The sequence below is a fragment of the Sorangium sp. So ce327 genome (assembly GCF_051530205.1).
In the GTDB taxonomy this organism is placed as follows: Bacteria; Myxococcota_A; Polyangia; order Polyangiales; family Polyangiaceae; genus Sorangium; species Sorangium cellulosum_B.
Genome location: NZ_CP150330.1, coordinates 1,474,643 through 1,493,029, shown reverse-complemented (window position 1 = coordinate 1,493,029; position 18,387 = coordinate 1,474,643). Strand labels below are relative to the sequence as shown.

General features: G+C 71.3%; 17 protein-coding genes. 7 read left to right on the top strand and 10 right to left on the bottom strand.

Translation table 11 applies throughout. The features are described 5' to 3' along the window. Position 1: 1 nt before the first annotated feature. The 8 genes from WME95_RS05505 to WME95_RS05470 all read right to left on the bottom strand — a co-directional run bounded on the left by WME95_RS05505 (position 2) and on the right by WME95_RS05470 (position 10,180). A complete protein-coding gene (locus WME95_RS05505) occupies positions 2 to 460 on the bottom strand; it encodes an acyl carrier protein (protein WP_437907377.1) in 459 nt (152 codons plus the stop codon). Further along, positions 457 to 1,401 (bottom strand): nucleotidyltransferase domain-containing protein, encoded by a 945-nt coding sequence (locus WME95_RS05500; protein WP_437907375.1) that lies wholly within the window; start codon positions 1,399 to 1,401, stop codon positions 457 to 459. The genes WME95_RS05505 and WME95_RS05500 overlap by 4 nt, the downstream gene beginning before the upstream one ends. After that, positions 1,391 to 2,911, bottom strand: a complete 1,521-nt coding sequence (locus WME95_RS05495) for an AMP-binding protein (RefSeq protein WP_437907373.1) — start codon at positions 2,909 to 2,911, stop codon at positions 1,391 to 1,393. The genes WME95_RS05500 and WME95_RS05495 overlap by 11 nt, the downstream gene beginning before the upstream one ends. Further along, on the bottom strand, positions 2,908 to 3,693 hold the full coding sequence (locus WME95_RS05490; RefSeq protein ID WP_437907371.1) for a glycosyltransferase family 2 protein: 786 nt from the start codon (positions 3,691 to 3,693) through the stop codon (positions 2,908 to 2,910). Before WME95_RS05490 ends, WME95_RS05495 begins: the two co-directional genes overlap by 4 nt. A gap of 2 nt (positions 3,694 to 3,695) precedes the next feature. After that, on the bottom strand, positions 3,696 to 5,246 hold the full coding sequence (locus WME95_RS05485) for a condensation domain-containing protein (RefSeq protein ID WP_437907369.1): 1,551 nt from the start codon (positions 5,244 to 5,246) through the stop codon (positions 3,696 to 3,698). A 67-nt stretch (positions 5,247 to 5,313) separates the two neighbouring features. Next, positions 5,314 to 5,964 (bottom strand): hypothetical protein, encoded by a 651-nt coding sequence (locus WME95_RS05480; RefSeq protein WP_437907367.1) that lies wholly within the window; start codon positions 5,962 to 5,964, stop codon positions 5,314 to 5,316. 377 nt (positions 5,965 to 6,341) lie between these two features. Further along, positions 6,342 to 6,677, bottom strand: coding sequence for a hypothetical protein (locus tag WME95_RS05475; RefSeq protein ID WP_437907364.1), 336 nt, complete (start codon positions 6,675 to 6,677; stop codon positions 6,342 to 6,344). Positions 6,678 to 7,249: 572 nt separating this feature from the next. Further along, entirely contained in the window at positions 7,250 to 10,180 is a 2,931-nt protein-coding gene (locus WME95_RS05470; protein ID WP_437907362.1) for a protein kinase domain-containing protein, read from the bottom strand. Positions 10,181 to 10,586: 406 nt separating this feature from the next. Between WME95_RS05470 and WME95_RS05465 the strand changes: the two genes are divergently transcribed. The 5 genes from WME95_RS05465 (at position 10,587) to WME95_RS05445 (ending at position 15,027) form a co-directional block, all read left to right on the top strand. Then, positions 10,587 to 11,435, top strand: a complete 849-nt coding sequence (locus WME95_RS05465; RefSeq protein WP_437907360.1) for an SDR family oxidoreductase — start codon at positions 10,587 to 10,589, stop codon at positions 11,433 to 11,435. 11 nt (positions 11,436 to 11,446) lie between these two features. Continuing rightward, a complete protein-coding gene (locus WME95_RS05460; protein ID WP_437907358.1) occupies positions 11,447 to 13,816 on the top strand; it encodes a tetratricopeptide repeat protein in 2,370 nt (789 codons plus the stop codon). Then, positions 13,813 to 14,076 carry a GIY-YIG nuclease family protein gene (locus WME95_RS05455; protein ID WP_437907356.1) on the top strand — a complete coding sequence of 88 codons (264 nt, stop codon included), beginning with the start codon at positions 13,813 to 13,815 and terminating at the stop codon, positions 14,074 to 14,076. Before WME95_RS05460 ends, WME95_RS05455 begins: the two co-directional genes overlap by 4 nt. A 62-nt stretch (positions 14,077 to 14,138) precedes the next feature. Then, positions 14,139 to 14,774 (top strand): PH domain-containing protein, encoded by a 636-nt coding sequence (locus WME95_RS05450; protein WP_437907354.1) that lies wholly within the window; start codon positions 14,139 to 14,141, stop codon positions 14,772 to 14,774. Positions 14,775 to 14,808: 34 nt separating this feature from the next. Further along, complete coding sequence (locus WME95_RS05445; protein ID WP_012233609.1) at positions 14,809 to 15,027, top strand: hypothetical protein; 219 nt, start codon at positions 14,809 to 14,811, stop codon at positions 15,025 to 15,027. 41 nt (positions 15,028 to 15,068) lie between these two features. Here WME95_RS05445 and WME95_RS05440 read toward each other — a convergent pair whose 3' ends face one another. Continuing rightward, positions 15,069 to 15,428 carry a DUF2325 domain-containing protein gene (locus tag WME95_RS05440; RefSeq protein WP_437907352.1) on the bottom strand — a complete coding sequence of 120 codons (360 nt, stop codon included), beginning with the start codon at positions 15,426 to 15,428 and terminating at the stop codon, positions 15,069 to 15,071. 223 nt (positions 15,429 to 15,651) lie between these two features. Then, positions 15,652 to 16,011, bottom strand: a complete 360-nt coding sequence (locus WME95_RS05435; RefSeq protein WP_437907350.1) for a DUF2325 domain-containing protein — start codon at positions 16,009 to 16,011, stop codon at positions 15,652 to 15,654. Between the two features lie 509 nt (positions 16,012 to 16,520). Between WME95_RS05435 and WME95_RS05430 the strand changes: the two genes are divergently transcribed. Continuing rightward, positions 16,521 to 17,495, top strand: a complete 975-nt coding sequence (locus WME95_RS05430) for a ferritin-like domain-containing protein (protein WP_437907348.1) — start codon at positions 16,521 to 16,523, stop codon at positions 17,493 to 17,495. Then, the gene (locus tag WME95_RS05425) at positions 17,468 to 18,382 is read left to right on the top strand and encodes a hypothetical protein (protein WP_437907346.1); all 915 of its coding nucleotides are present in this window, start codon (positions 17,468 to 17,470) and stop codon (positions 18,380 to 18,382) included. The genes WME95_RS05430 and WME95_RS05425 overlap by 28 nt, the downstream gene beginning before the upstream one ends. Positions 18,383 to 18,387 lie beyond the last annotated feature (5 nt).

Here is an 18,387-nt window from a genome sequence, read left to right as displayed (position 1 = left end):
CCTACGCCTCCTCCGGGCGCCCGGGCACCGCCGGGGCCCAGGGGACCTGCATCGAGAGCAGGAGCGCGAGCGCCAGCGTCTGCTTCGGCTGCGGGTCGACCCCGAACGGCCGGTATCCCAGGAGCTCCGAGGCCGCGCGCCCGGACCTGTCGACGGCTCGCTGGTGCGCCGGGAGGGCCAGGAGACCCGGCGGGACCTCGGGAGAAGCGCCCCCACGACCGGGCTCGTCCGGATGATCTGCGGCGAGGACCGCGCGAACGAGCCTCTCGAACGTCGGGTGCGCAAGGAACGACCTGTATTCGAACGCGAGATCCAGCTCCTCGCACACCCGGGCGACCAGGTTGATCACCCCCATCGAGTCGCCGCCTGCCTTGTAGAAATCATCCTCGTCGCGAACGACCGGGACCGACAAGACGGACTTCCAGATGGCCGCGAGCCGGCCGACGGTCGCCTCGCTCATGGTCGCCCTCCGCTGATGATCCGCGGCCGGGCAACGAACGGCGAGACATCCAGCGCCAGCCGGAACCGCAGGTTCGAGTCGAGCACGCGCCGAACATCCCCGACGAGCTCCTCTACGCGCGTCAGGTAGCCGAGGACTTCCTCGGGGGCGGCGACCGGAAAGAGCAGCTCGCGGCCACGCACGGCGACCGGCGCGGGCAATCGGCCGCGCTCGACGCCCGTCATGTCGCTCCAGCGGCGCTCCAGGAACCTCAGCCACTTCAGCCCCAGGTAGCTGTAGCCGCGACTGGCGAAATAGGCCTCGAACGCCTTCTCGACCGAGTGGCGCCCCATCGCGAGCGCGAGCCAGAAGCTGTCCTCGGCGGCGACCCTGGCGTCGACGAGGGAACGGTAGGACGTGATCATGGACTGGACAGCACAGTGGATATCGAAGCTCTCGTCCGGCAGATCCACCACCGCCGACGGCCACGCCTCGGGGCTCAGCGGCCACGCCCTGCGGAGCCGGGCCAGGAGCTGCCGCTGCTGGAACGAGAGCGCCACGCGGGAGGTCTTCAAGAGCCCAAGGAGCTGCGATATCTTCTCGGTCAGGAGGAACTGGACATCCATCTCGACGTTCGAGCTGCGCACCACCGCCGTCGCGATCGCGAGCTCGTCCGAGCTGGCATAGTTGCCTGCAAAAAGCACGTGAGGCGTGCCGGCTCGTGGCATACGGAGGCAGTCCGGCGATCTCAGCAGGACCAGCAGATCGATGTCGGAGGCTTCCGTGGCGATCCCGAGGGGGATCGACCCGCCGAGCGCGATGAGCACGATCCCGGCGGGATCCACGAAGTCCGACAGCACGGCGTCGATGGTGCGGCCGGTCGCCGCCTCGAAGCGGGACCGGAACACGGCCGCGTCCGAGGCGGCATGCAGCCTGTGGCCAGAGATGGTGTCAGTCTCCATAGCGTTCGCTCATCGATCCATCCGCTTGCAGCATCTTCGCGAGCCGGACACGGTCGACCTTGCCGCTGGAGGTCCGCGGCAGTTCTCCGAGCGGGACGAACCGGCGCGGCACCATGTGAGGAGGCAGCTCCTCGCCGCACATACGCGTCAGGTCGCTCGCGGAGCAGGCGCCCTCGACGAAGGCCACGATGCCCGACACTCGGCCGTCCGCCTGCGCCACCGGCACGACCGCCACGTGGGCCCGCGTGAGCGCGCGGAGGTGGCTCTCCACCTCGAGCAGATCGATCCGGAAGCCGGACATCTTGATCTGCTGATCACGACGGCCGACAAAGAGCAGGCCATGATCGGGGGAGAGCCGCACCACGTCGCCGGTACGGTACCACACGCCCGCGGACGTGTCGTCGAAAGCGGCGGCTGTAGCTACCGGGTCGCCCCAGTACCGCCCGGCCACCTGGTCGCCCGACAGGAGCAGTTCCCCGCGCCCGTCCGGATGTCCATCCAGCGGATCGATCCGGACACCCACGCCCGGCAGCGGTGCGCCGATCGGCACGATCCGCAGATCCTCCGGGAGCCCCCCCGTGTACCGGAACCAGGTCACGCAGACAGTCGCCTCGGTCGGGCCATAGAGATTGATGAGCTCCGCGCCGGGGGCGAAGCACCGCCAGGCGTCGGCGAGCGAGACGGGCAACGCTTCTCCACAGAAGAGGGAACGGCGGAGGTGCCGCAGCATGCCTGTCCGGACGGCGCGCATCGAGACCATCGCGGCGGCGAGGGTCGGGACGGAGCTCCAGATGGTGATCTTCTCTTGCTCGCAATAGGGAGGGAGCGCCAACTTCTCCTCGGCCGAGGGCACCGCCACACAGCCTCCCCCGTGCCAGGTCGGGAAGATCTCGCCGACGGAGAGATCGAACGAGAGGTCGGCCGCCTGCAGGACCCGGTCCGAGGGCTCGACGGGCAGGACCGCGCTCAGGGCATTGACGAACGAGACGGCATGGTGGTGGGAGATCGGCACCGCCTTGGGAATCCCCGTCGAGCCAGAGGTCAGGATCAGGTACGCGAGCCCGGAAGCTCCGGCGGAAGCCGTGGTCGCCGGACGCAGATCGACCAGATCGAGCGCCTCTCCTTCGACCGAGACCTGCGGGCGCACGGCGTCGTCGAGGTCGAGGGCAGCGCGCAGTCGGCCGCGGAGCTCCGGAGCGCAGAGGACCGCTGCGAGCGTCGCCTGACGCACCTGTGCGCCCAGCCGCTTCGGGGGCTCCCTGAGGCCCAGAGGAACGTAGGCATTGCCGCTGGACAACACGCCGAGCATCGCGGCGAACATCGCGAAGCTCTTCTCCCCGAGTAGGCCGATCGGCACCCCGGCGAGACCCACGCCGGTGAGCGTATCCGCGATCCGACGTTGTGCGGCTTGGAGCTCGTCGTACTGCCAGACGCGCCCGGCCACGGACAGGCATGGTCGCCCGGGGAATCGCGCGGCCGCGAGTTCGAAGCAGTCCTGGATGCGGCTCATAGGGGATCTTGGCCGGAGAGACCGACGGCAAACCGCAGCTTGTCGCGGAGGTAAGGATGGGCGTCGAGGACGGCGGCCATCCTCTCCAGGACGACCCCGCACTCGTGGAGGCGGGCGCTGTCATGTTCCAGGCTCGTGAGCCGGGGGTCCTCGTGGCAGTGAACCGTGACGTGCACTCCCGGGACGACGGTGGGGAGGTATCCATGAGACAGGAAGCGCAGGAACCACTCCGTGTCCTCCACCAAGCGGAGATCCTCGGAGAAGCCGCCGACCTGCGCGAAGCACTCACGGCGGACGGTCACGCCGTGGCCGAGGCCGATGGACAGGAACGCCAGAAGCAGGCTGCGCTGATCGCGGATCCTCGGCGCGAAGTCCCTGACCCGAGACGCCCGCGGGTCGTCCGAGTTCGAGGGCTTGAGCAGGACCCCCGTCCAGCAGAGCCCGACCGTGGCAGGCGCCTCGGCGAGCGCCGCGGCTGCACGGGCGAGGTAACCGGGGTGGAATTCGTCGTCGTCGTCGAGGAAGGCCACGAGCTCGGAGGTGGCCGCGCGGAGCCCCGCGTTCCTGGCGACCGCTGGCCCCGCGTTCCGCTCGAGCCGGACCACGTGGATGCTCGGATCCAGCGCCCGCAACGCGGAGACGTAGTCGAACGAGGAGGCGTCGTCGACGAGGATGATCTCCCGGGCCGCGCTGCTCTGAGCAAGGACGCTCCGCACCGCCCTGTGCACGAGCTGTGGACGGTCACAGGTCGGAATGATCACCGATACTCGAGGATCGCTCATCGTCACTGGCCCTCGACGGAGCGCGCGAGATCCGTGATCTCCTCGCGGCAGAGCTCGGTGAAGGCCTCGACGTGGGACCGGGAGAGCAGCCGCTCGCTGAAATCCCACGCGACGCAGACCTTGCCCTGCCGCCGGATGACGCCGCCGCTCAGAAGGAATACACGCTGTGTCGAGGGCGCGACCACGCTGGGCGCGACCACGCTTTCCTCGCGCACGAAGAACGCGCTGTGTCTCGGCAGGAGAGGCTCTCGCAGATCGATGTTCAGCGACACGTCAGCGTCCGGCAGCCGGCGGATGGCATCGACGCCGGGCACGGTGGAGGGAACCAGGTGCCTGAGCACACCGAAGGAGCGCCCCGAGGAGGCGGCCCTCTCGAGCTGCGCCCGGGCTTCCAGGGCGAGGGCACGGCGATCGGCCTCGAGCGGCAGGACGATGGGCACCGTCTCGCTGATCCAGCCCACCGTCCGCGCCAGCTCCCCGGATAGCCCGTCCTCGGTGCGCCCGTGCATCACCAGCGAAAGGTGGAGCGCGGCATGCGCGCTCCAACGCCGGAACGCTCTCGCAATCCCCGCGACGATGAGGTCGGTGATTTGGAGATCGCCCGCGCCCCCCCCGTCGCGCAGGACGGGAAGATCCTCCAAGGCGAGCAGGACCTGGACGGAGTGCTCCTCGGTGTTGAGCGGATCGGCCGGCGACGTCCCCGGCAGCAACGGTGAAACAAGGTGCCATGGGAGCGACAGCCAGCGTGGGACCTCCTCCGGCCCACGTCGAGCCCAGTACGCGATGCTCTCTGACGAGTATCGCGCGAACGACAGGGTCGGCGGCGCCGGGGGCGGGTCCTCGCCGGCCCCCTTCGCCCAGCACGCGTAGGCCTCGACGAGGCTCGCCATGACCATCCGGAAGGACATGGAGTCCACCAAGAGGTGATGGGCGATCACGCAGAACCAGGCCGAGCCTGTGAACACATCACGGAAGAGCAGCACCCGGAAGAGATCGCCGGGCAGCGCGAGCGCCTGTTGCGCCGCCCGGCTCTGCTCCTCCATCCACCGCGACGCCATCGAGGCGGAGAGCGCACCGGGGATCTCCAGGACGCGGAGCGGCCGGACCTCCCGAGGCGGGAGGCATACCTGCTCCACGCCGCCGGGACCGACGCAGACACGGAGCCGGAGGCTATCGTGCCGGGCCACGACCAGATCGACGGCCCTCGCGAAGGCGTCCACGTCGACCGGCGGGAGCAATCGATACACGTGGCTGACGACGTTCCACGCCGAGAGGTTCCGGACGCGCCGGACGAAGTAGGAGTAGCGGTTGGCGAGCGCCGGCACACGCGCGGCTTGCTCCTCGTCCGGCGCAGGCAGAGCGGATGTCCCCGCGCTCTCCGTCCGGACGGCGCTCAGCCTCGCCGCGAGCGTGGTCGCGATCTCGTCCAGGCTGTGGGATACCGAGAGATCCCTGGACGACAGCAGGAGGTGAAACTCATCGTGGATGCCCGCGAGCAACAAGATCAAGGAGAAAGAGTCCGCCCCCAGCTCCTGCAGGGGCCGATCGAGCACCGAGGCGCGCGCTCCTACGGTCGCCCGGGAAACGCGGACCAGCCTCCGGCGGACGTCCTCCAGCATCTCAGAAGGCCCCCGCCGTGGAGGCCAGGACATCCAGCATCTGGCGCCACTCTGCCTCGAAGCCTGCGTCCATCGCGGCCCAGTCCACACCTTGGGGTCGAACCAGGATCTCCACCATCATGCTCTCTCGCCGCCCCTTCGTGCGCGCAATGAATTCATCCACCTCGCGGGCGACACGCGCGCTCTCGGGCGCGCGCTCCTGGACGAGGTGCTGGGCGAGCATCAGCAGGTGCAGGTTGCCCAAGTTGACCTCCTTCAGGTACGATCTCAGGAGGCGCTGCGTGACATCCCGGCCCCGGCCGCGAGCGGCCTGAAGACGCCGCAGGTGGCGGCGATCGACCGAAGCGCCGGGCTGCAAGCTCGACCCATTGAGTATGCGCAGCAGTGAGGTCGCGTGCGCTCCAGCCGGGCTGGGGCGTGCTCGAACCCGCATTGCCCAGAGCCCCGGCTCCCGCAGCATGGATCGCACATCGCCGGCTCCGGCCAGGGAGAAGCGCTCCAGAAGAGCCCCGAGCTCGACCTTCGGGAACCGGAACTCCTGGTAGGTGGTCCGCTCTTCGTACGGGGCGGCATCCGCCGAGTCCAGAAAGACCAGATCTTGCTGCTCCTCGCGCAGGACGAGATGATAATGGACAGCCTCGCCCTGCCCCACGGAGCTCGCCTCCCCTCCTCGGACCCGTCGAGCCGCCGGTACGAGCACGGGCTCCCCCGCGGCGACGGCACGCTCGACGGCCTCTCTCACCTGGTCGGGGCCACGACAGGGCTCAATCAGGAAATCGACGTTGAGAGCCGGACCCGCCACTTCTCCGACGAAGGAGAAGTGCCCGCAGTCCTCCGACGAGAAGTGGTCGCCGATGCCGTGGGCCCTGTGTAGCGAGAGGAGGAGAAGGAACGGATCCCCGGTGCCGGGGGCCGCGAGCTCGAGCAGGTGAGCCTGAGGGCGCAGGAAGCAGTCGATGGCATCCCAGCCGAATGCTGTCCAGATCGCCATGGCGACGGCGCTACCTCACTCCGAGTTCGCGCGAGAGGTCACGCGCCAATGTCGATGATCATGGCGTCCAGCCTGAGCCTCTGGAGGGCGAGCCTGGAATGCGCCCTGTAGATCTCGGCCCACTCGGCCTTCAGCTCCTCGGGAGACGACTCCTTCAATGGCTGGCCGTGGAGCTCCGGGTGCAGGGCGTGAAACTCGGCGTCCGCGCCCCGGAAGATCTGGAATAGCGCACCGTCCTTCCCGTCCGCCATGACACGCTTCGACATGGAACCGTACAGCACGTTCACGAGCGCCGAGCGAAGAACCTGGCTCTCCCGGAGAGCACGATTGCCGCCGTCGGCCGCCGCCGAAACATCCGCATCCTTGCTTGTCATCGGTTACATCCTCCGCGTGAAGTTGAGACCCCAATCCGCGGCTCCGGCTGGCAGTGTCGTGCCCGCGCGTGAGCCCTCACCACGGTCGCCGACAAGCTTGCGGTCTGGGCGAATGGCGAGTCAAGCATTTTCAGGCTACCGGCGCGGTCGCATACAAATGCTCCATGGGCTGTCAAGCTCAAATTTTATTGATTCCCCGTGCCGGCATTCCCCGCGATCCGCGTCACGCCGCGCAGGGCATTGGGCGATAGGCGACGGCGCCGCAAGCTCACGCCAATACTACAGTCGTACTTCGGCGAGGCAGCCGCCCCCGTCCTGCCCCCGCAGGCCCGCGGGTCTCGTGCATGGTCACCGCCGCACCCCGGACAGCTCGGCCGGACGCCGCTCTTCTGCACGAACTAGCAGCGCTCGGTGACGTCTGGGCATCCGCCTGGACGGAAATTTCTCGAGCGCGTGGGCAGCCACTTCGCACGCGGGGCGACGAATCGGTGGCCTCGTCTGGCGGAGATCATTCATGTGGTCCACGTGCCAGAAGGCATTGAGTCAGGAGGCACCCAACGATCCCAGCGCGCTCAGCGCGCGGGCCGGTCGAGCGCTGCGAGCGCCTCCTGCGCGCCCCGGTGTTTGGGATCGAGCCGCAGCGCCTCCTCGAGGTGCTTCTTCGCCTCGGCGAGGAGCTCGGCGCGTCGCTGCTGCTCCTGCTCCTTGTCCGCCAGCGCCCGGAGGTACAGCGCCATGCCGTGCGGCGCCTCGGCGCTCCCGGGATACGCCTCCTTCGCGGCGAGGAACTGCGCCCGCGCGCCCTCGAGGTCCTGCCGGGCGAGCAGTTGCCGGCCCTTGCCGCACAGCGCGCTGGCCAGGATCGTGCGCCCTATCGGGTAATCGTTCGTGGCGAGGGCGGCTCGCGCCATGTCCACCGCCCGATCGTGCTCCTCTCTCCACGTGAGAAAGTTGGCGTAGTTGCCCTTGGCCCAGGCGGACTTCGGATCGAGGCGAACGATCGCCAGGTAGGTGTCCTCCACCGCGTCCCACTCACGCATGGCCTTGTAGACGTCGGTGAGGATGTCGTAAGCGCGCGCCAGCACCTGCGGGTTCTTGCTGGTCTCGATGATCCGCTTCGCGCCCGCGAGGGCCTCCTCCGTCTTCCCCTCGCGCTCGGCGAGGGTGGCCGACAGGAGGATCACATCGTCGGCGTCGCGGCGGAGCGCCTCCGCGGCCTCGACCCTCCTGCGCGCCTCGCCGTGGTTCTTCTGGAACATGTAGGCCCAGCCCTTGACCACATGGGCGTCCAGGCATCCGGGATCGAGCTCCAGCGCCTTGTCGGTGTGCTCGTGGGCGCGCACAAGGCTGTCGGGCTCGTACTCGTTGCCACGGAGGTAACCGCTCTTGTAGGCGACGCGGCCGAGCGCCGCGTGGGCCGGCGCGTAGGCGGGGTTCGCGCGGATCGCCTGATCGAGCAGCGCGCGCGCCCGCTGGTAGACGCTCTGCGATCTGGCCTCATCGAGCAGCGCGTTGGCGTCGCGGACGAGCGACGCCTCGACGGAGGGCGACGGCTCGGGGGCGACGGGCGCTGGCGTGTAGTCGGCGGGCGGCACCGGCGGCCTCCACACCTTGCCCGGCGCCGCCCAGATGCGGATCTGGTTGTTCCCGCCGCCCGCGGCGAACTGCGCGCCGCCCGGGTGGAAGGCGAGCGCGATCACGCCGTTCAGGCCGGCGCGCAGCTCTCTCCTGACCTTGCCCGAGTAAACGTCCCAGACCCGGATCATGTCGTCCTTGCCGCCGCTCACCAGGGTGTCGCCGTTCGGTGAGAGCGCGAGCGACCAGACCTCGTCGGTGTGCCCGGAGAGCGTGTTGAGCGGCTTCCGGCTGCCGAGGTGGGAGAGGCGGATGGTCCGATCGTCGCTCGCGCTGATCACGGTCTGCCCGTCGGGCCCGATCACGATGCGGTTCACCGGCCCGGCGTGGCCCGAGAGCACGCCGATCTCGCTGGCCGTCTCGACCGACCAGACCCGGACGGCCCCGCGGTCGTCGCCGCTCAGGACCACGCGGCCGTCGGCCGTCATGGCGACGGACATGACGCGCCCGCCGTTCTGGAACGTCTTCTCGTTCTGGCCAGTCCGGATCGAGAACACCCGCACGGTCCCATCCATGCTCGAGACGGCGACCCGGCCGCCGTCGGCGGACAGCGCGAGATCGGTGATGACCCCGGCGCCGGCGTCGAGCGTCTTCAGCGGCGCGCCGGAGTCGACGTCCCAGAGCCGCACCGTCGAGTCGGCAGCAGAAACAAGTGTCTTGCCGTCCGGCGTGAACGCGATCCCTCCGATGCGCTTCGTGTGCCCGGCGAAGGAGCGCAGCGGCTGGCCGTCGTCGAGGTTCCAGAGCTTGAGCGCGAGATCGTTGCTGCCGCTCGCGAGGCGCTTGCCCCCCGGGTCATAAGCGACCTCGAAGATCGCGGACCAGTGGCCCGAGAGCGTCCGCAGCGGGGCGAAGGACGCCCGTCCCTTCGCTTCCTTCGCGGCGGTCGTCATCGCGGGCGTGCCGGGCGTGCCGGGCGTGCCGGGCGCGTCGCGCGAGACGGCCGCGGTGGGGAGCGGAGCCGATCGAGTGCGATGGACGACCAGGGCGGCGCCGCCGGCGACCGTGAGGCCGAGGGCGACCGCGGCCACCGCGAGCAGGCCCCGCCGGGGGCCGCGTTCCGCCGGACGATCGAGCGCGAGGAGCGCTTCCCTCGCCGTGGCGAACCGGCGATCCAGGTCGGGATCGAGCATGCGATCGAGCCAGTCGGCGAAGGGAGGCGAGACCTGGACGCTGCCGCGGACATCGAACCGCATGCCCTTCTGGGGCAGATCCGCGGGATCGCGGCCGGAGAGCACGTGCAGCAGCGTGGCGCCGAGCCCGTAGAGATCGCTCCCGGGCGCGGCGCGGCCGCGGAACTGCTCCGGGGCCATGTAACCGTACGTGCCCACCACCGTGCTCCCTCCCGAGGTGGTGTCCCGCGCCTCCCCCACGGCGCCGAAATCGACGAGGTACACGGAGCCGTCCTCGTGGCGAAGCAGGTTCTGCGGCTTGATGTCGCGGTGGACGATGGGCTGGCTGAAGCCCTGGAGATAAAGCAACGTCCGCAGGACGTGCCGCGCGATGGTCGTCGCCTCGGCCTCGTCGGCGCGCCATCCGTCCTTGACCCAGGCCGAGAGCGGTCGCCCCGGCGCGAGCTCCTGCACCAGATAGAAGCAAGGCCCCTGCGCGCCGTCGAGCTTGAGGTAATCGATGTAGCGAGGAATGCTGGGGTGGGTGAGGCTCGAGAGGACCCTCGCCTCGCGCTCGAACAGATCGAGGGCCTTCCACTCCGCGTGCTTCCAGATCAGGAGCTGTTTGACGGCGACGCGCCCCCCGGTCGAGAGGTCCTCCGCCTCGTAAGTGATCGCGTTGCCGCCGCGGCCAAGCACGCGAACGACGCGGTACCGATCGGCGATCACATGCCCTTCGAGGTACGCAGAGTCCATGAGGAGCGAGAGGGTATCATGTGGAATGCGCTGCTCTCCGCGCGGTCCGCGCCGCCGGAGCGCCGGAATCGTGCCCCGAGGCGAGGGCGGCTCCGGGGCCCAGGGACGTCGTGAGGACACGCAAATGACCCAATTCGTTCAACAATGCCTCGCTCGAGAGGCGCAGTCGCTCACGTGAGCAGCGCCGGCGTCGCGCAGCGGGATCGGCGGTCCGACCGCGCGCTGGCCGCGAGGCGCCTGGCAGGCGCGCCGGGCGATCGCCGAGCCGTGGAGCACTCCGCGCCAGGCGCCGGAGCCGGACGGGCAAGCGCCCCCGAACGCCGGGACCTTTCTGCCTGGGACGCCGGATACCCCCCGGATCGCCCAGCGTGTGGCGGCGCCCGCTGAGCCGTTGTAAACGCGGGGCGTGACCCAGGTGCGCTCGATCTTCGCCCCAGGACTCTTCGAACGCCAGGTGGCGATCGTCACCGGCGGAGGCAGCGGCATCGGCCTCGCGTGCGCGCGTGAGCTCGCTTACCTCGGCGCGAAGGTCGCCCTCTGCGGCCGCCGGGCCGACAAGCTCGAGGCCGCGGCGAGCACGCTCGCGGGGGACGGCGTCCCCGGCGACGACGTGCTCGCCGCGCCGTGTGATATCCGCGAGCCGGAGCAGATCGCTGCCTTCGTGGGCCAGGTCCTCGAGAAATTCGGCCGTATCGACGTCCTCGTGAACAATGCCGGCGGCCAGTTCCCGAGCCCGGCCAGCGAAATGACGCCGAAGGGCTGGGAGGCGGTCGTCCGCAACAACCTGAACGGGACCTTCTTCATGACGCGCGAGGTCGCGAGGCGCGCGATGCTCCCGGCGCGCCGCGGCCGGATCGTGAACGTAACCGCGTCGGTGAGCCGCGGCTTCCCGGGCATGGCGCACACGGGCGCCGCGCGCGCCGGCGTGGAGAACCTGACCCGCTCGCTCGCCGTCGAGTGGGCGGCGCTCGGCATCCGGGTCAACGCGGTCGCGCCCGGCAGCAACATCCGGTCGAGCGGCACATCGCAGTACGGCGACGAGCTGCTCGAGCTCGCGCGGCGCGCCACGCCGCTCAAGCGCCTCGCCACCCCCGAGGAGGTCTCGCGGCTCATCGTGTTCCTCGCCAGCGACCAGAACGACTTCATCACGGGCGCGGTCTACGGCGTCGACGGCGGCCAGCCGCTCTGGGGCGACATCTGGTCCATCCCCGAGCCGGACGGCGCGCCGGGCGCTCCACCGGACGTGAAGGGCTGAGAGGGCGCGGCGTGACCTATCGGCCCCCGTCCCCTGCCGCCGCGCGCGACCCCATGTCCAGCGCGCTCGACGACGACACGACGACGCCGTACGGGCCGCCGTCCTCCGGGCCGCCGCCGTCCTTCGGGCCGCCGCCGTCCTCCGGGCCGCCGCCGTCCTCCGGGCTGCCGCCGTCGGCAGGGCCGCCCGCCACGCCGTCCTTCCTCGGGGACGCCGCGCGGCGCGTGCGCGACTACTTCCTCGCGCTCGACCCGACCTTCCTGTCCGCGATCGCGCCGCTCGCGCTGGTCGCCGTCATCCTCTTCACGCGCGCACCGTCGACGAACTACATCTTCGACGAGCAGGAGGCGCTCCTCGCCAACCCGTACGTGAACGCGAAGGGCGGGATCGGCTTCCTCGACGCGATCCACCGCGATTTCTGGGGGCTGCCGCCCGACCGGAGCGTCGGCTCCTACCGCCCGCTGCCGAACTTCCTCTGGCGCACGATCTGGGCGGTCACGAAGCAGCCGTTCTTCCACCACTTCTACAACGTCCTCTTCCACGCGGTGAACGCCGCGCTGCTCACGTGCGTCACGTTCTGGCTCACGCGGCGGCGCGGGCTCGCGTACCTCACGGGGCTGCTCTTCGTCGGCTGCGCGGTGCTCACCGAGGCGGTGAGCGGCATCGTCGGCATCGCCGACGTGCTCGGGGGCATGGGGGCGATCGCCGCCCTCGCCGCCCTCGCGCTGCCCGCGTGGGCGATGCCGTTCGGCGTGTTCGCGGCCGTGCTCTTCGGCCTCTTCTCCAAGGAGAGCGCGCTCGTCTGCGTGCCGCTCGTCCCGTTCGCCGCGCTGATCGCGGCGCCGCTCACCCACCCCACGCGGCCGGCGCGGTTCGTCCGTGCGTTGCTCGCGCTGCTCGCCGCGGGCGCGGCGTTCGTGCTCTACGTCGAGCTCCGGCGGCGCTGGTTCCCCTCGCCCATGCCGGCCGAGCTCGCCGCGCCGCTCCCCGAGGGCGCGCCGCTCGTGAAGCGCGCGCTCCACGAGGCGCTCGTCTGGTTCCACCAGGCGCCCCTGCCGCGCGATCCGCTCAACAACCCGCTCGGCGCCGCGGACATGCCGCACCGGATCGCCGGCGCGCTGCGCGTCTACTGGCGGGGCCTCACCCAGATCGTGTTCCCGTGGACGCTGAGCGGCGACTACTCGTACCCGCAGGAGCCGGTGCCGGACAGGCTCGTCTTCTTCGGCAGCGTCGCCGGCGCCGCGATGATGGTGCTGCCCCCGCTCGGATCGCTCGCGCTGTGGATCGCGGCCCTCCGCCGCGAGCACCTGGAGCGGCGCGAGCGGCGGTCGGTGCGCGCCGCCTTCCTGGTGGACGGCGGCCAGGCGACGTCGCGGAGGTGGCCGCTGCTCCTCGCGGGGGCGCTCCTCGCGATCGCGGCGGCGGCGCTCGCGGCGTACGACTGGCACGTGCTCCGCCCTGCGGGGCGCGTGCCGCTGCTCCGGGCGCTGCCGCTCGTGCTCTGGCCGCTGCCGTTCCTGCCCGCGTTCCTCCTCGGGCTCGGGCTGCTCGTCGAGGGCGCGCGCCCCCTGCCCTGCCCGGCGACGGCGGACCGGAGCGCCTGGGTACCGCTGCGCCGCGGCTACGCGGGGCTGTGCATCGCGGCGATCGGGCTGACCTGGGTCGTGGTCAGCTACTTCCCGCACTCGAACATCCCGGTCGTCCTGCCGACGGTGCGCGCCGAGCGCTTCTGGTACTTCCCGGCCATCGGCTCGTCGCTCGTCCTCGCCGTCGCCTTCTCGTGGCTCCACGAGGCGCTCGCGGGCTCGACCCTCACGCCGCGCGCGCGCTGGTCGTGGAGGGCGTGGGTGACGCCGGCGCTGTTCGTGCTCTTCTTCGGCTTCCAGTGCGCGCAGGCCTACCGGCACGCGATGGACTACCGCAACGACCTCGATTTCTGGGCCGCGACGAAGGAGGCGGTCCCGAACAGCGCCAAGGCGCACCTCAACTACTCGGTGATGAAGGGCGCCCGCGGCGACCTCGAGACCCGCCTCGCCGAGAGCAAGATCGCGATGGATCTCGCCCCGACGTGGCCGATGGCGCACGTGTACACGGGCGACACGCTCTGCCGGATGCACCGCCCCGACGAGGCCTTCCCGCACTACAAGCGCGGCATGGAGCTCGGCCCGAACGAGCTGAGCCTGATCGCGCTCGCGCTGCAGTGCCTGCACGACGAGCAGCGCCTCGCGGCGCACGACGCGGAGCTCCGGCGGCTCGCGGAGGAGCACCCCGGGACGTGGCTCGCGTACCTCGCGACCGACACGCTCGACAACGGCGCGACGCACGGCGGAGTGGACCCGAAGTACCGGCCGCGGGGCTACAACGAGGGGCCGAAGGAGTGACCGCGGGCTGGCACGTCTACATCCTGCGCTGCGGAGACGGGTCGTTCTACACGGGGATCGCCCGCGACGTGGAGGCGCGCTTCGCGCAGCACGCGGCGGGGCGCGGGGCGCGGTACACGCGCGGGCGGGGGCCGCTCGCGCTGGTTCACGTCGAGGCGGCGGCCGACAGGGGGGAGGCCCTGCGGAGGGAGGCCGCGATCCGGCGGCTGGGGCGCGCCGGGAAGGCGGCGCTCGCCGCCGGGGGCCGGGGGTCAACGTAACCGTTCGGATGTAGGACAACGCGACGCGAAGCTTGGTGGTTGCCGTGGATCTCACGCCCGGGATGTCGACTAGAATCGTCGGGGTGAAGCCCTGCCCCTTCTGCGCGGAGCAGATTCAGGACGCCGCGATCAAGTGCCGATTCTGCGGCAGCATGCTCGACGAGCGAGCGCCCGTGGCCGCGGCCCCCGCCGCGCCGCTCGCCCACACCGCCCAAGCCGGCAGCGCGCTCGCCCCCGCTGGCGGCGCGCTCGCCCCCGCCGGCGGCGCGCTCGCCCCCGCGCCGGGCGCGGCGCGCGTCCTCTTCGAGGGGACGCCGAGCTGGAAGGCGTGGTTCTGGTCCTACGTGGCGGCGGGCGTGCTCTCGCTCGTGCTGGTGGGCCTCATCTGGCTCGGCATCCTGCACTGGAAGCGCAAGAGCCTCCGCTACAAGATCACCGATCGCACGATCGACTACGAGGCCGGCCTGCTCACGCGCCGGATCGAGACCCTGCAGCTCTGGCGGGTCCTCGACATCGACCTCCGCCAGACGTTCATGCAGCGGCTGCTCGACGTCGCGGAGATCCGCGTGTTCACGAAGGACGCGAGCGATCCCGAGCTCGTCATCCGGGGGCTGCCGGCGTCGCGCGAGCTGTTCGAGGCCCTCAAGAACGCGGCGGAGCTCGCGCGCCAGCAGCGCGTGCTCGGCGTCGTGCAGTGAGCCCGGCCCAGGAAGCCTAGATCGGAGCCCGACCATGCCCCCGAGGCGATCCCCGCTCGACGAGCTCCCGGACGTGCGCGACGGCCTGACCCGCGCCGAGCGCATCATCCTGTGGAAGCTCTCCGAGCTCGAGAAGGAGTTCAACGGCCGCAACGTGCCCACGGCCACGCTCTACGGCCGCGTCGTCGAGCACATCGACCTCTCGGTCCCCGAGTTCCAGCGCCTCATGCAGCGCCTCGTCGGCGTGCGCTGAGCGCTGCGTGGCGTGTCCGCGCGCTGGCGCGGCGCCTCCCGTCAGGCGGCCGCCTGCTCGATGGCGGCCCGCAGCGCGGACACGGACGCGCTGCGCAGGTACACGACCTGAGCGCCGTCCGCCGCGAGGCTCTGCATCTGGTCACGCAGCGCGTGCGAGACCATCGTCACCATGATCACGATGAGCGCGATCCTCCCCACGCCGTGGCGCGCGCCCGGCGGCACGCGGTTCTCGTAATGGCGCAGCGACCAGCCGTGCTTCTCGGCCACATCGCGGTAGCGGCTCGACATGCCGCCGCTGCCCCCGATGACCAGCACCGTCTGCTCCTCGCGCCTCCCGTCGCTCCCCTGACTCCGCCGCTCCGCCTTCATGCGATCTCCCTGGAGCAAGGCGCAAGCCACGCTCTCCAGCTCGCCGTTTCTTGCAAAACCCTCGGTATCGGGCTCTATTCCTGGGCAAATTGTCCTCGAATCGCAAAGGCCCTTGTCTCCGTGACAGCGCGGGCGTCGGAGCGCGGGACAGACATGCTCGAGGAGGGGCGGAAGAGGAGAGCAGCAGGAGAGGAGGCGCGACGCCGGCTCCGGGGGAGAGGTCCTCTCCTCGCCGCGGCGGCGCGACGTGGTGTCAGGCGGCGCGCTGCTCGATCGCGGCCCGCAGCGCCGAGACGGAGGCGCTGCGCAGGTACACGACCGGGGCGCCATCCGCCGCGAGGCTCTGCATCTGATCGCGAAGCGCGTGCGAGACCATCGTCACCATGATCACGATGAGCGCGATCCTCCCCACGCCGTGGCGCGCGCCCGGCGGCACGCGGTTCTCGTAATGGCGCAGCGACCAGCCGTGCTCCTCGACCACATCGCGGTAGCGGCTCGACATGCCGCCGCTGCCCCCGATGACCAGCACCGTCTGCTCCTCGCGCTTCCTGTCGACCGCCTGGGAACGCCGCTCCGCCTTCATGCGATCTCCCTGGAGCAAGCCGTAAGCCACGCTGCTCCAGCGGCCATTTCCGCGCAAATGTCGCGGCTCCGGCCTATTCCCCGGCAAAATGTCGTCGAGTCACCGAGGCCTCTGTCATCGTGACATCGCGAGCGCGAGGACCCGGCGCTGCGCCGCGGCCGCCACGAGGATCGGGGAATATTCTCCCCCTCGCGGCAGTTCCTGCCGGCGCGCGCGGCCCGGGCGAGGAGATGGATCGCAGGCGCTACCGCGAGCGTCCCGCCAACGCCACGAGAGCGCCGCGACGACGACCCCTCGGTGCGGAAGGCAAACCCACCGGCACCGAGATAGCCCGACATGCCGTCCCCACTGCCCGCGGCCGGGGTGCGCCCGGTGGAAGGGCGCCGGATGCGGGCACGAAGGCGGGAACGCCGGAATAAAATTCAACAATATTCCATGTTGAACGCTGCAGGATGGCTCTCTCCTGGCGGACGCCACGGCGTTCCGCCGGCGACGTCGAGCTGTGGTAGGGAGCGGCGTCCCCCCTGCCCCGCCCTGCCATGATGTCTCCCGCCACGCCGCCCAGCGACCCGCCTCCGCCGCCGCCCGGCACCGTCGAGCGCTGGGCCTGGGATTACGTCCTCTCGACCGACCTCGAGCACAAGCTGTCTCCGCCGCCCGTGCCCTCCCTCTGGGAGTCGGATGCCACGCTGTCGGCGTCGGGCGCCGCGCCGGCCCCGCCGCGGCGCCTCGAGCGACCTGGGCGGCCCGCCGCGCTGCGCATCTCGGAGCGCGCGCAGAAGAGCCCGGGGCCCGAGGCGCTGCGCAACCCGGCGCGCCGCGCGCAGCTCTTCCACGCGTTCCTGCACCACGAGCTCCAGGCGGCGGAGCTCATGGCCTGGGCGCTGCTCGCCTTCCCCGAGACGCCGCGCGCCTTCCGCGGCGGCCTCGTCCGGATCGCCCTCGACGAGGCGCGCCACATGCGGCTCTACGCCGCGTACCTCGCCGCGATCGGCCACCGCTTCGGCGACTTCCCCGTGCGCGACTGGTTCTGGACGCGGGTGCCCGCCGCCGCGTCGCCCGCGCAGTTCGTGGCCGTGATGGGCATGGGCCTCGAGGGGGGCAACCTCGACCACACGGCGCGCTTCGCCGAGCGCTTCCGCGCCATCGGCGACGTCGAGGGCGCCGCGCTCACGGAGCGGGTCTGCGCGGAGGAGATCCCGCACGTGCGCTTCGGGGTCCGCTGGTTCCGCCGCTTCACGCAGGCGAGCGGGAGCGCTGGCCAGGCGGCGCCTTCCACGTCTGCCGCAGGCGATCCGGCCGCCGCGGGTGAAGCGGCGCCGCGCGGGCCGGAGGACGTCGCGCAGCGCGGGCCGAGCGATTTCGAGGCCTGGGTCCGCCACATCCCGCCGCCCCTCTCGCCGCTGCTCATGCGGGGCGAGCCGATGAACCGCCGCGACCGCAGCCGCACCGGCCTCTCCGAGCCGTTCCTCGACGCGCTGGCCTCATGGACCGAGCGAGCGCCTGGGTCCTGAACTTCGACGCCGACGAGGAGCTGGCGCGCCCCGCGGGGTACACCCCGCGCGCCGCGGTCGCCGGCCGGGCTCCCGAGCTCGCCGGCCGCGTCTCGGCCCTGCTGCGCCCCGGCGACGTCGTGCTGAGCCCCGAGCTCCCCTCGCCCCTCGTGCCGCCGGCGCCTCCTGGAACGCCGCTCGTCGGCCGCGCGTGGTGCCCCACGCCCCGCGCCCTTCGCCTCCTCGGCCGCGCCGGTGTCGCCCTCGCGGAGGCGCCGCCGCTCGAGGTGCTCCGGCGCGTCAACCACCGGAGGTTCTGCGCGGACCTCGGCCAGACGCTGCCCGGCGCGCGCTATGTCGCCTCGCTGGCCGAGCTCGAGGCCGCGATCGCGGAGCCCACGCCGACGGGCCACTGGCTGCTCAAGCGGCCGTTCGGGTTCGCCGGGCGCGGCCGGCGCCGGGTCGCCCGCGGGGCGCTGCTGCCCGACGCGCGGCCCTGGGCCGCCGCGTCGCTCGATCCCGCGTCGCCGGACAGCGGCCTGCAGGTCGAACCGTGGGTCGAGCGCCGCGGCGACTTTTCGCTGCACGGGCACGTCGCCCGCGGCGGCGCGGTGCACCTCGGCGACCCGTGTGTCCAGCGCTGCGACGCGAACGGGGCGTACCTCGGGGCCGCCCTGGCCGGCGAGGGCGACCTGGGCGACGGCGAGCGCCGGGGGCTCGTCGAGGCCGCGCTCGAGGCGGGGCAGGCGCTCGCCGGCGCGGGCTATTTCGGGCCGTTCGGGATCGACGCCTTCCGCTGGGAGGACGAGCAGGGCGCGCTGCGCTGGAACCCGCGGTGCGAGATCAACGCGCGCTACACGATGGCGTGGGCCATCGGCATGGGCAGCGCGCGGCCTGACCTGGAGTGACCGAG

What these genes read in the sequence shown, in the direction of transcription:
- WME95_RS05475 (WP_437907364.1), bottom strand. Translation starts at nt 6,677, where the DNA reads ATGACAAGCAAGGATGCGGATGTTTCGGCGGCGGCCGACGGCGGCAAT.
- WME95_RS05450 (WP_437907354.1), top strand. Translation starts at nt 14,139, where the DNA reads ATGTCGACTAGAATCGTCGGGGTGAAGCCCTGCCCCTTCTGCGCGGAG.
- WME95_RS05470 (WP_437907362.1), bottom strand. Translation starts at nt 10,180, where the DNA reads ATGGACTCTGCGTACCTCGAAGGGCATGTGATCGCCGATCGGTACCGC.
- WME95_RS05505 (WP_437907377.1), bottom strand. Translation starts at nt 460, where the DNA reads ATGAGCGAGGCGACCGTCGGCCGGCTCGCGGCCATCTGGAAGTCCGTC.
- WME95_RS05425 (WP_437907346.1), top strand. Translation starts at nt 17,468, where the DNA reads ATGGACCGAGCGAGCGCCTGGGTCCTGAACTTCGACGCCGACGAGGAG.
- WME95_RS05445 (WP_012233609.1), top strand. Translation starts at nt 14,809, where the DNA reads ATGCCCCCGAGGCGATCCCCGCTCGACGAGCTCCCGGACGTGCGCGAC.
- WME95_RS05500 (WP_437907375.1), bottom strand. Translation starts at nt 1,401, where the DNA reads ATGGAGACTGACACCATCTCTGGCCACAGGCTGCATGCCGCCTCGGAC.
- WME95_RS05490 (WP_437907371.1), bottom strand. Translation starts at nt 3,693, where the DNA reads ATGAGCGATCCTCGAGTATCGGTGATCATTCCGACCTGTGACCGTCCA.
- WME95_RS05495 (WP_437907373.1), bottom strand. Translation starts at nt 2,911, where the DNA reads ATGAGCCGCATCCAGGACTGCTTCGAACTCGCGGCCGCGCGATTCCCC.
- WME95_RS05430 (WP_437907348.1), top strand. Translation starts at nt 16,521, where the DNA reads ATGATGTCTCCCGCCACGCCGCCCAGCGACCCGCCTCCGCCGCCGCCC.